We start from the raw sequence: 12,581 nt of genomic DNA on the forward strand, positions 1-12,581 counted from the left end.
TGAGCTATTACGCACTCTTTAAATGGTGGCTGCTTCTAAGCCAACATCCTAGTTGTCTGTGCAACCCCACATCCTTTTCCACTTAATAGTTATTTGGGGACCTTAGCTGGTGGTCTGGGCTGTTTCCCTTTCGACTATGGATCTTATCACTCACAGTCTGACTCCCGGATATGAATGAATGGCATTCGGAGTTTATCTGAATTCGGTAACCCGAGATGGGCCCCTAGTCCAAACAGTGCTCTACCTCCATCATTCTCAATTCCGAGGCTAGCCCTAAAGCTATTTCGGAGAGAACCAGCTATCTCCAAGTTCGTTTGGAATTTCTCCGCTACCCACACCTCATCCCCGCACTTTTCAACGTACGTGGGTTCGGTCCTCCAGTGCGTTTTACCGCACCTTCAACCTGGACATGGGTAGATCACATGGTTTCGGGTCTACGACAACATACTCATTCGCCCTATTCAGACTCGCTTTCGCTGCGGCTCCGTCTCTTCAACTTAACCTCGCATGCTATCGTAACTCGCCGGTTCATTCTACAAAAGGCACGCTATCACCCATTAACGGGCTCTAACTTGTTGTAGGCACACGGTTTCAGGATCTATTTCACTCCCCTTCCGGGGTGCTTTTCACCTTTCCCTCACGGTACTGGTTCACTATCGGTCACTAGGGAGTATTTAGCCTTGGGAGATGGTCCTCCCGGATTCCGACGGAATTCCTCGTGTTCCGCCGTACTCAGGATCCTCCTAGGTGTTATCCAAATTTCGCCTACGGGGTTTTTACCCTCTTTGACATACTTTTCCAAGTATTTCGACTATCTGAATAGACTACCATATCGGAGTCCTACAACCCCAACAAGCAAGCTTGTTGGTTTGGGCTTTTCCCGTTTCGCTCGCCGCTACTCAGGGAATCGAATTTTCTTTCTCTTCCTGCAGGTACTTAGATGTTTCAGTTCTCTGCGTCTACCTCGACTGCGCTATGTATTCACGCAGACGTAACATCCTATAAAAGATGCTGGGTTTCCCCATTCGGAAATCTCTGGATCATAGCTTACTTACAGCTCCCCAAAGCATATCGGTGTTAGTCCCGTCCTTCATCGGCTCCTAGTGCCAAGGCATCCACCGTGCGCCCTTATTCACTTAACCTTTGACCTTACGGTCGGTTTTGAGTACTTCTTCTAGCGATAGAAGGTTGCTCAAGAAAATAAGCGTTGAACTTATTAAAAAACTCTTTTAACATTTCAACTCGGTGTGTGTTACTTGTTTTGATTTTTTCTTCGATATCCAGTTTTCAATGAACAAAGCATAACGACCATTGTCGTTAATGGAGCCTAGCGGGATCGAACCGCTGACCTCCTGCGTGCAAAGCAGGCGCTCTCCCAGCTGAGCTAAGGCCCCGGGTATTTACTTGAGAGTAGACCTCTCAAAACTGAACAAAGGCAAACGATGTGTAGTCTTCCGAAATATTCCTTAGAAAGGAGGTGATCCAGCCGCACCTTCCGATACGGCTACCTTGTTACGACTTCACCCCAATCATCTATCCCACCTTAGGCGGCTGGCTCCAAAAAGGTTACCTCACCGACTTCGGGTGTTACAAACTCTCGTGGTGTGACGGGCGGTGTGTACAAGGCCCGGGAACGTATTCACCGCGGCGTGCTGATCCGCGATTACTAGCGATTCCGGCTTCATGTAGGCGAGTTGCAGCCTACAATCCGAACTGAGAGAAGCTTTAAGAGATTAGCTTAGCCTCGCGACTTCGCAACTCGTTGTACTTCCCATTGTAGCACGTGTGTAGCCCAGGTCATAAGGGGCATGATGATTTGACGTCATCCCCACCTTCCTCCGGTTTGTCACCGGCAGTCTCGCTAGAGTGCCCAACTAAATGATGGCAACTAACAATAAGGGTTGCGCTCGTTGCGGGACTTAACCCAACATCTCACGACACGAGCTGACGACAACCATGCACCACCTGTCACTTTGCCCCCGAAGGGGAAGCTCTATCTCTAGAGTGGTCAAAGGATGTCAAGACCTGGTAAGGTTCTTCGCGTTGCTTCGAATTAAACCACATGCTCCACCGCTTGTGCGGGCCCCCGTCAATTCCTTTGAGTTTCAACCTTGCGGTCGTACTCCCCAGGCGGAGTGCTTAATGCGTTTGCTGCAGCACTGAAGGGCGGAAACCCTCCAACACTTAGCACTCATCGTTTACGGCGTGGACTACCAGGGTATCTAATCCTGTTCGCTCCCCACGCTTTCGAGCCTCAGCGTCAGTTACAGACCAGAGAGCCGCCTTCGCCACTGGTGTTCCTCCATATATCTACGCATTTCACCGCTACACATGGAATTCCACTCTCCTCTTCTGCACTCAAGTCTCCCAGTTTCCAATGACCCTCCCCGGTTGAGCCGGGGGCTTTCACATCAGACTTAAGAAACCGCCTGCGCTCGCTTTACGCCCAATAAATCCGGACAACGCTTGCCACCTACGTATTACCGCGGCTGCTGGCACGTAGTTAGCCGTGGCTTTCTGGTTAGATACCGTCAAGGGATGAACGTTCTACTCTCATCCTTGTTCTTCTCTAACAACAGAGTTTTACGATCCGAAAACCTTCTTCACTCACGCGGCGTTGCTCGGTCAGACTTTCGTCCATTGCCGAAGATTCCCTACTGCTGCCTCCCGTAGGAGTCTGGGCCGTGTCTCAGTCCCAGTGTGGCCGATCACCCTCTCAGGTCGGCTATGCATCGTTGCCTTGGTGAGCCATTACCTCACCAACTAGCTAATGCACCGCGGGTCCATCCATCAGTGACGCAAAAGCGCCTTTCAACTTTCTTCCATGCGGAAAATAGTGTTATACGGTATTAGCACCTGTTTCCAAGTGTTATCCCCTTCTGATGGGCAGGTTACCCACGTGTTACTCACCCGTTCGCCACTCTTTTTCTTTCGGTGGAGCAAGCTCCGGTGAAAGAAAAAGCGTTCGACTTGCATGTATTAGGCACGCCGCCAGCGTTCGTCCTGAGCCAGGATCAAACTCTCATAATGATTTGTTTGAATGACCATACGGTCATTAAGCTCATAAAAATTAACTTTGCTAGCTATTGCTTGCATGTATTTGTTTCAATAAATTGAAACGTCCTACACATTGGTTCGTTTGCTTGCTTTGTTCAGTTTTCAAAGGTCTACAGTGCTGTGTTAGCAACTTTTATATCATATCAGAGCGACAATTGATTGTCAACTCTTTTTTAAAAGTTTTTTTCGCTCGTTGTTTTTCAACTTCGCAGCGGCTGTCTCAGCGACTTCATTAGAATAACAAATGATTTGTTATTTGTCAACAACTTTTTTTAATTAATTTTGTTGATGTATCAACGTCGATTAACTATTTTAAAATTGCGACTTCGTTATAATATCATCTGTCGAGCTGTGCGTCAACCACTTTTTTCAATTCTTTTTACGAATTCATTTCAGTCATTTGGCACATGTAATAATATACCAACTAAATCCCTTGCGGTCAATCATTTTCTATGGCTTTTTTTAATTTTTACAAACCCGTCTAATCACATTGAATCCAGCTTTTATCGTTCGCATTTAATCCGTTTTCTAGCAATTACCCTGGCTTTTTCCCCTCTAATTCCTCACTGTTTTTCTCCCTGATCCAGCAGACAAGAAAAAAAGCCGCCCATCTCTTGCGAGTGGACGGAGCTTTTTTATCTCATTGTCGGGAATAACAAAACGTCACGAATCGATTGTGCATCGGTCAACAGCATCACTAAGCGGTCGATCCCGATCCCTAATCCACCAGTTGGCGGCATACCGTATTCAAGTGCTTCTAAGAAATCTTCATCCACCCCATGGGCTTCATCATTTCCTGCTTCGCGCTCTTTTTCTTGTCCTTCAAAACGTTCTCTTTGATCGATTGGGTCATTCAATTCCGTGAAGGCATTCGCAAATTCACGACCAACGATAAATAATTCAAAGCGATCCGTAAAGCGTTCATCTTCTGGATTCTTTTTCGCTAATGGCGAAACTTCCACTGGATGACCAAAGACAAAGGTTGGCTGCTGTAACGTTTCTTCAACAAATGTCTCAAAGAATTCATTGATGATATGGCCAACAGTCATGGCATCAGTGATTTCAACATGATGTTCTTTCGCTAAACTACGCGCTTCTTCAACGGACATTGGTTGCCAGAAATCAACACCTGTTTGATTTTTGATTGCATCGACCATATGGATTCGTGCAAAGTCGCTAGCTAAATCGACTTCTTGTCCATCGTATTGGATCGTTGCTGTATGCAAGACTTTTTCAGCAGCATTACGGATAATGCCTTCTGTCAAATCCATCACATCTTTGAAATCTGTATATGCTGTATACGCTTCTAGCATCGTAAACTCGGGATTATGGGTCGTATCGATTCCTTCATTTCGGAAAACGCGGCCGATCTCATAGACTTTTTCCATGCCACCCACGATCAATCGTTTCAAGTGAAGCTCAAGTGCGATTCGTAAATACAGATCCATGTCTAAGGCATTGTGGTGTGTAATGAAGGGACGAGCCGCTGCACCACCTGCTTGATTATGCAATACTGGCGTTTCGACTTCGATATATCCATGTCCGTCAAGGTAACGACGAATTTCGCTAATGATTTGGCTTCGTTTCATGAAACGATCAAAGCTCTCTTTATTACTGATCAAATCCAAGTAACGTTGACGGTAGCGTTGTTCTACGTTCGTCAAGCCATGGTATTTGTCTGGCAATGGACGCAATGCTTTGGATAAGATCACGATTTCTTTGGCTTTGATGGTCACTTCGCCAGTGTCGGTCTTCATGATTTCACCAGATACACCAAAGAAATCACCTAGATCTGCATGCTTGAATACTTCGTAAGGTTCGTCCCCGACTTGGTCTTTACGTACATATATTTGAATACGGCCTTCGCGGTCTTGTAAATGCGCAAAACCAGCCTTCCCTTTTCCACGTTTTGTAACGATTCTTCCTGCAATGCTTGCTGAAAGATTCATTTCGGCTAATTCTTCTTTGGTTCTTTGATCAAATAACTCATGTAACTCGGCAGAATTATGGGTGCGTTCGAATCGCTTGCCAAAAGGATCAATGCCTTCTTCCCGTAGTTTTTCCATCTTTTCACGGCGAACCAACATTTGATCATTCAATTCTTCTTGTGTTTGTCGTTCCTCTGTCACGAGTTTTCCTCCATTCTTAACTTGGGTTTCCTTCTTATAATGCCAATGATGACGCAAAAAATCAAGCCGAACTTTCGGATCGACTTGATTTGTTTCTTATTCCTTAAAAGTTGCTACCGGCTGTTTTTCGGTCTTCTCTACAAATGCATCTAATAAATCAAAAATCGTTTGCTTATCTTCTGCTTGATTGATAGCTGCCTTCACTTTGGCTGCCCGTGAAATACCTTTTAAGTAGTACGCAGCATGTTGGCGGAATTCTCGCGAAGCGATTTTTTCCCCTTTTAGATCAGCCAACCGTTCTAAATGAAGTTTCGCTGTCGAAATTTTTTCTCGTGGTGTTGGTTCCGGCAATAACTCGCCTGTCTCCAAGTATTGCTTGGTGCGGTGGATCATCCACGGATTGCCTAAGGCTGCCCGTCCGATCATCACTGCATCAGCGCCGACTTCTTCCAACATTCGTTTCGCATCTTCAGGGGTTCTGACATCGCCGTTGCCCATAAAAGGAATGGTGATACTTTGCTTCACTTGTTTCAAAACGTCCCAATCAGCCGATCCTTCATACATCTGTACACGGGTTCTGCCATGCATACCGATTGCTGCGGCACCCGCTGCTTCCGCGGCTTGGGCATTCTCAACCGCAAAGACGTGTTGCTCATCCCAACCGATCCGCATTTTGACGGTAACGGGCTTGTCGATCGCACTGGAAACAGCATGGACCATTTCATAAACCTTGTCGGGATCTAAAAGCCACTTCGCACCAGCTTCTGCTTTGATGATTTTGTTTACAGGACACCCCATATTGATATCAATGATATCGGCAGTTGTGTTCTCTGCGACAAATTGCGCTGCTTCTACTAAGGATGCTTTATTCCCACCAAAAATCTGAATACTAAGAGGATGCTCGGTCTCGTCAATAAACAGCATCTCAAGGGTCTTCTTGTTACGCAGTTGAATCCCTCGATCACTGATCATCTCACAGACGACTAAACCCGCGCCAAATTCTTTGACTGTCACACGAAACGCAGAATTGGTGATCCCTGCCATTGGCGCAACGACGACGCGGTTAGGAATCTCAACCGAGCCGATCTGCCATGTCTGTCTATCTTTCACTTACGCTTCCGCCTCTTTCTTCAACGCCGCCAATTCCGTTTCATCAAAATGATACTTGTTGCCACAAAACGAGCAGACTGCCTCTGCCCCATGATCTTCATCGATCATTGCTTGGATCTCCTCAGCCCCTAAGGTGATGATCGCTGTCGCAAATTTTTCTTTCGTACAATCACAGTGGAACTGGACGGGCATTTTTTCTAGTACTTCGATCGTCGTGTCTGGTAACAATGTCGCTAAGACCTCTTCTGGTGATTGGCCTTCATCGATCAAGGTTGACACTCGAGGCAATTCTCCCAAACGTTTTTCGATGGCATCAATGATCTCTTCACTGGCACCAGGCATGATCTGTAGCATAAATCCACCGGCTGCCCGAATCGAATCATCGGTTTCTACTAATACACTCAGACCAACAGCAGAAGGAATCTGTTCTGACACTGCTAAATAATAAGTAAAGTCTTCCCCAAGTTCCCCAGAGACGATCGGTGTTTGTCCAGAGAAAGGTTCTTTTAGCCCTAAGTCTTTGATTACGGTAAAAATTCCTTGGTCTCCCACTGCGCCCCGAACATCCAATTTTCCTTGAGGATTCAATGGCAGACTGATCTGTGGATTTTTTATGTATCCTTTTACGTCCCCACGGCCATTGCTGTCTACGACGATTGCCCCAGCAGGACCATTTCCTTGAATTTTGACGGTCAATTTGTCTTCCCCTTTTAAGGTACTGCCTAATAACAAACTTCCCACCATCGCTCGCCCTAAAGCAGCAGATGCCGTATTCCATGTTTCATGGCGTCGTTGTGCTTCGGCGATCGTCTCTGTTGCCGATACGGCGTATGCTCGGACGAAGCCGTCATATGCGAGTGCTTTTACTAAATAATCCTTCATCTTGATTCTCCTTTTTATTCATTAATGAATCATACTAGGAAGCGCCGCTTTTTTCAACTGAATGTGTTTGAATTTAAGAAAAGTCTTCTTAAATAGAAACAAAAAGGCGCCGAGTTTCCTCGGCGCCTTGATACGTCTTGTTTTAGGCGTTATCATCTTTGTTTTCTTGATCAGTCGGTTGGCTTTCGCTATTGCGGCGAACGTCTTCCAATTGTTGATCAAAATCGTTTGATGATGCATCTTCGCTGTGTTTTTCTGCAGCTTGCTTCTCTGCATCTTTTTCTTCCAGCGCACGTTTCGCTTCTTCAAACGTTTGGGCTTTTTCACTAGGATACTCAGAGCTTTCAGTCCCTGCAGGCATTTTGCCTTCTTCAAACAAGGATTTGATTGCTTTAGCATCCAATGTTTCATGTTCAAGTAGTTTTTCAGCGATCAATTTGTGTTGGGCACGATGTTCTTCAATGATTTCATGGGCTTTTTGATGGGCATCCATTAAAATCTTGCGAACTTCTTGATCAATTTCAAAGGCAACTTGTTCAGAGTATGCTTTTGTTTGACCGTAATCGCGACCGACAAAGACTTGATGGTTTCCTTCATATTGAACTGGACCTAATTTATCGCTCATTCCATATTCTGTCACCATGCTTCTTGCAAGCGCAGTTGCTTGTTCAAAGTCATTGGAAGCCCCCGTTGATTGCACACCGAAGATGATTTCTTCAGCCGTACGTCCACCTAGCAAGCCAACGATTTGTTCAAACATATCTTCTTTAGTCATCAAGAATTGATCTTCTTTCGGCAAGGCGATCATGTACCCACCAGCTCGCCCCCGAGGAATGATGGTTACTTTGTGTACCACACGGGCACGACTCAAGACTAAACCAACAATGGTATGTCCTGCTTCATGGTAAGCAACCATTTCACGTTCGCGTTTGTTGATGACACGGTCTTTCTTCGCAGGACCAGCGATCACGCGGTCTTCTGCTTCATCGATATCTGAAGCATCGATTTTTTTCTTGTTACGACGAGCAGCAACTAAGGCGGCTTCGTTCAAGACGTTTTCCAGATCCGCACCGGCAAAGCCCGGTGTTTGTTGGGCAACGACTTTCAAATCAACATCATCTGATAAAGGTTTGTTCCGAGCATGAACACGGAGGATTGCTTCACGGCCTTTCACGTCTGGACGACCAACTAAAATCTGACGGTCAAAACGACCTGGACGCAGCAACGCTGGATCTAGAACATCCGAACGGTTCGTTGCGGCAATGACGATCACGCCTTCATTCCCATCAAAACCATCCATCTCAACCAATAATTGGTTCAATGTTTGTTCCCGCTCATCATGTCCGCCACCCATACCGGCACCACGTTGGCGACCGACGGCATCGATTTCATCGATAAAGATGATGGCTGGTGCATTTTTCTTCGCTGTTTCAAATAAGTCACGTACCCGGCTTGCACCGACACCGACAAACATTTCAACGAAATCTGAACCAGAGATCGAGTAAAACGGTACGCCAGCTTCACCGGCAACGGCTTTGGCTAGCAACGTTTTCCCGGTTCCCGGAGGTCCCTCAAGTAAGACACCTGCTGGGATACGGGCACCTAATTCAACGAAACGTCGAGGATCTTTCAAGAATTCCACGACTTCGACAAGTTCTTGTTTTTCTTCTTCTGCACCGGCTACGTCTGAAAAACGTACGCGGTTGGCTTTTTTGTCCGCTTCTTTGGCTTTTGATTTGCCAAAGTTCATCACACGGCCGCCACCGCCACCGCCGCCGCCTTGTTGGCTCATCATCATATAGAAGAAGAAAATGATGATCACAAGTGGTAAGAAGCTAACCAAAAGCGATAACCAAATACCACTGTTGGATTCTTCTTCGATGGTAGTTTTGACCCCTTGTGCTGAGGCCAGACTGGTGACTTCGCTCAGCGTAGAATCATTTGGTAAAATGATCGTTGAAAAGCGGGTCGAACTCGCCTGTGTATTGCCTAAAACAGACAAGCTGTTGTCATTGCTGACAGTTTGTTCTTCATTGTATTCACCCACGATTCGATAAACACCGTTAGCGGGTTGGACAGTAAATTGTTTGACCTTCCCGTCTTTCAGTTGTTCTGTAAACGTGGAGTACTCGATCGTTGGGGTCTGCTGATTGCCATTTCCAAAAATGAAATAAACGACCATGACCATCGCCAACAAGACAAGTACATAATATAAGGTATTTTTTACCATACCGTTATTTTTCTTATTCATGCGTACCTCCCTGGCTATTTTGTTTTATCAATCCTGACCATTTAATTGTATCACAATTGATTTAGAACAGTCACTAATTTGACTGATAAACACTAGGTTTTAAGACGCCAACGTAAGGTAAGTTTCGATATTGCTCTGCATAGTCCAGTCCATATCCAACAACAAACTCATTTGGCACATCGAAGCCGACGTAATCAGCATCAATCTCAACAACACGGCCTTCCGGCTTATCTAATAACGTCACGATTTTCACTGATTTCGCTTTACGGTATTTGAATAGATCTACCAGATAAGCCAACGTGCGACCGCTGTCAATGATGTCTTCAACGATCAAAAGATCGCGGCCCTCAACATTTGTATCTAAATCTTTAATGATTTTGACTTCTCCAGATGAAATCATGGCATTGCCATAACTTGAGACATCCATGAAGTCTAACTCCAAGTAACAATCCATCTCACGAACGATGTCTGCCATGAAAGGAACGGCACCTTTCAGTACACCTACGACTAGAGGATTTTTATCCGCATAAGCCGCCGTTAATTCTTGACCAAGTTCCACACAACGATTTTTGATTTCGTCACGGGAAATCAAAATTTTCTCAATATCTTTATCTAGCATAAAGTTCTCCTTCCAACTCTTACTTCTGATATTTATAAAGAAGTATGTAGTGTATTTTATCAGTTTCTGGCGCAATACTCAAATAGGAAAATGCATGAGGTAGTAAGGCAATCACCTGTTTATCAAGGTTTGTGACGACCCAACTTTTTTCTCGCTCTTCATTAGGAATTTTTGAATCGATAAAAAAACGACTGATCTTTTTGGTCAGGCCACGCGCCAAGCGGATTCGGTCTCCTGGCTGACGCTTACGTACGATCAGCTCAGAGGAATAGTTTAGCGGTAAATCTTGGGAAAACTCTGACCAATTTGTGATTTTTTTGGGAATATGCTGTTCATTTATCGGAAAATACCCAATCCATTCCTTTTCAGAAAGATAGATCCCCTCCCCTAAAACCAGACGCTGACTGACTTCTGTCAACGGCGTTGCAGGCTTTTGGGAAACAGCTACAGGTTCCAATAATAATTGGTCATAACTGCGCCGCAGCTGCCACTGTTTGTGCAATGCCAATTGCCATTGCCCTTTCTTTTCGTCTAGCAGACGCAATAACTGCGGCAGCTGTTTTTGATTGAGTGGCTGCTTTGTAAAAACTTCTGCTTGCTGCAAAAACCCCGCATAGAAAAAATAGCGCTGCGCCGGTGAAAACTTCGGCAGCTGTTGCAGATCGATCACTAAGCGAGTAGCTTGCTGTTGAACGAACGCAGACAACCATTGCTGCTGCTCTTGCTGGATCAACTGATTGGCGAACTGCATTTCTACAGAAAGCTGTTGAAAATGTGGCAGCAGTTGCGGATTTTCTGCTTTTAATGCCGGCACTACTTGCTGGCGTAGTCGGTTTCGCAAATACAGCGGTTCGTGATTGCTTTCGTCTTCAAAGTAGGGAATCTGCTGTGCTTGCGCATAGTCGTAAATCGCTGTCTTACTGACACTAAGCAACGGCCGCAACAGGACTCCTGTGTGAAAAGTTTGCTGCTGTTGCATCCCGCCAGCCGATTGCAAGCGGCCTTCTCGCATCATCTTCATCAGCATCGTTTCTACTTGGTCATCACTGTGGTGAGCAGTCAGCAAAACATCATAGCCTTCTTGGGACATGACATCGGCAAAAAACGTATAGCGAAAGTCGCGAGCGCTAGCTTCTACGCCGGTTTCTGGCGGATTTTCCCAGCACCGCTCATAAAAAGGAATGCCGCGTTCTTGGCAGTACTGCCGTAAAAAAGCAGCTTCCTCAGCAGATGCTGGACGCAATTGATGGTTTACATGTGCCACACCAAAGACCTGCTCTTTTTGCATTTCGGGAAACAACTGACAAAAGACCTGCAGCAAGACCATGGAGTCGACTCCCGTCGATACCGCCAGCAAAAAGCGGCGTTTTTTTTCAGGATCGATGGCAGTGAGTTGCCCTCGAACGGTTTGAATGACCATCATTTGCCCTCCTTCTCATTTGGTAGACCCACAAGAAAGAAAGCTGAAACAAAACGAACCAACAGTTTTGTTTCAGCTTTTTCCAACTTGCTATTCATGTTTAGTTACGGCGTCCGCCGCGGCCACCGCGTTTTCCTTCTGTATTTCGACGTAATGATGAAAGACGATCATCACTATCTTTTAGAAAAGAACTCATCAATGAATCGAAGTCTTGTTTATTTACATTCGTAGTTTGATTGCGTGAAAAAGATTTTTTCGGATTTGGTCGATTGAATTCTTTTTTCGGGTATTCACGTTTTTCTTCCGGCTTATCTTCTGCTTTGCGGATCGATAGTCCAATTTTTCCATCGTTGCCGATTGCCGTAACAAGTACTGTCACTTCATCCCCAACAGACAACACGTCGTGAATGTCTTTGACGAATCCGTTTGATACTTCACTGATATGCACCAAACCAGTTTTCCCTTCACCAAGATCAATGAACGCACCAAAATTTGTAATACCAGACACTTTGCCCTTTAGTTTCGCTCCAACTTCGATTGACATATAAAAAATGTTCCTCCTAATTTTTACCCATTTAAAATAATTCAAACTACTGCGCTGAGTAGGTATGACATTGCTTAATCTTGTGACTCTGTGGATGATGATTCTTGTTCGCTTTGCGCAGAACGCTCATTAGTGTTTTGAGAATCCGTTCCATCTGGCAAGACAGGATAAATTTTTTCGCCATCTTTTGAGTAGAAGAATCGGCTGCGGGCCAATTTTGCCACATACTCATCGTCTTGCAATAAGGCAACATCTCGCTCCAATGAAGCCACTTTTTGTTCAGCTTCTTTTTGTTCGGCGACTGTTTCCGCCTTGTATTCCTTTAGTTTTTGCAGGCGCATTTGGTCGTTAAACATCTGAATCCCCACGACTGCAAATATCGCTAATGCCGCCACGAAAAACGCCACCAGCCGACGTCGGCGAAACACGACTTGCCGCCGCTCTTTTTCAAACTTGGCAAATTGCTCTTTCGCATAATCGGTCTGCAATAGTTCTATTTTTTTATTTGATTCTTTTGCCACCTGAACTCGCTCCCGTCGCTGTCTTTGTTTTTTACATTATACCAACAT

General features: G+C 45.4%; 7 protein-coding genes, 1 tRNA gene, 2 rRNA genes and 1 pseudogene (1 of these 11 cut by a window edge). All 11 read right to left on the bottom strand.

The window, feature by feature from the left end; all coding sequences use genetic code 11:
* Positions 1-1,142: ribosomal RNA gene (locus IGI92_RS15100) — 23S ribosomal RNA — on the bottom strand (it extends 1,773 nt beyond the left edge of the window).
* A gap of 179 nt (positions 1,143-1,321) precedes the next feature.
* Positions 1,322-1,394 (bottom strand) — tRNA-Ala (locus tag IGI92_RS15105).
* 76 nt (positions 1,395-1,470) lie between these two features.
* Positions 1,471-3,030: ribosomal RNA gene (locus IGI92_RS15110) — 16S ribosomal RNA — on the bottom strand.
* The 16S and 23S rRNA genes sit together here with 1 tRNA gene alongside, the layout of an rRNA operon.
* Positions 3,031-3,692: 662 nt before the next feature.
* Positions 3,693-5,186: a lysine--tRNA ligase gene (gene lysS, locus IGI92_RS15115; RefSeq protein ID WP_005230758.1), complete on the bottom strand. Its 1,494-nt coding sequence runs from the start codon at positions 5,184-5,186 to the stop codon at positions 3,693-3,695.
* A 96-nt stretch (positions 5,187-5,282) separates the two neighbouring features.
* Entirely contained in the window at positions 5,283-6,296 is a 1,014-nt protein-coding gene (gene dusB, locus IGI92_RS15120) for a tRNA dihydrouridine synthase DusB (protein ID WP_005233357.1), read from the bottom strand.
* Entirely contained in the window at positions 6,297-7,178 is an 882-nt protein-coding gene (gene hslO / locus IGI92_RS15125) for an Hsp33 family molecular chaperone HslO (protein ID WP_005233356.1), read from the bottom strand.
* Between the two features lie 249 nt (positions 7,179-7,427).
* Positions 7,428-9,429, bottom strand: a pseudogene (ftsH, locus tag IGI92_RS15130) (ATP-dependent zinc metalloprotease FtsH); the annotation flags it as partial.
* Positions 9,430-9,502: 73 nt separating this feature from the next.
* Positions 9,503-10,048 carry a hypoxanthine phosphoribosyltransferase gene (gene hpt, locus IGI92_RS15135; protein WP_005230750.1) on the bottom strand — a complete coding sequence of 182 codons (546 nt, stop codon included), beginning with the start codon at positions 10,046-10,048 and terminating at the stop codon, positions 9,503-9,505.
* Between the two features lie 19 nt (positions 10,049-10,067).
* Complete coding sequence (gene tilS, locus IGI92_RS15140) at positions 10,068-11,468, bottom strand: tRNA lysidine(34) synthetase TilS (protein ID WP_301405439.1); 1,401 nt, start codon at positions 11,466-11,468, stop codon at positions 10,068-10,070.
* Between the two features lie 100 nt (positions 11,469-11,568).
* Entirely contained in the window at positions 11,569-12,012 is a 444-nt protein-coding gene (locus IGI92_RS15145) for a S1 domain-containing RNA-binding protein (protein WP_005233352.1), read from the bottom strand.
* A gap of 74 nt (positions 12,013-12,086) precedes the next feature.
* On the bottom strand, positions 12,087-12,533 hold the full coding sequence (locus tag IGI92_RS15150) for an FtsB family cell division protein (protein WP_005233351.1): 447 nt from the start codon (positions 12,531-12,533) through the stop codon (positions 12,087-12,089).
* Positions 12,534-12,581 lie beyond the last annotated feature (48 nt).

The sequence above is a fragment of the Enterococcus sp. DIV2379 genome, from assembly GCF_050542965.1.
GTDB classification, from domain to species: domain Bacteria; phylum Bacillota; class Bacilli; order Lactobacillales; family Enterococcaceae; genus Enterococcus_D; species Enterococcus_D entomosocium.

What these genes read in the sequence shown, in the direction of transcription:
- hslO (WP_005233356.1), bottom strand. Translation starts at nt 7,178, where the DNA reads ATGAAGGATTATTTAGTAAAAGCACTCGCATATGACGGCTTCGTCCGA.
- hpt (WP_005230750.1), bottom strand. Translation starts at nt 10,048, where the DNA reads ATGCTAGATAAAGATATTGAGAAAATTTTGATTTCCCGTGACGAAATC.
- IGI92_RS15145 (WP_005233352.1), bottom strand. Translation starts at nt 12,012, where the DNA reads ATGTCAATCGAAGTTGGAGCGAAACTAAAGGGCAAAGTGTCTGGTATT.
- tilS (WP_301405439.1), bottom strand. Translation starts at nt 11,468, where the DNA reads ATGGTCATTCAAACCGTTCGAGGGCAACTCACTGCCATCGATCCTGAA.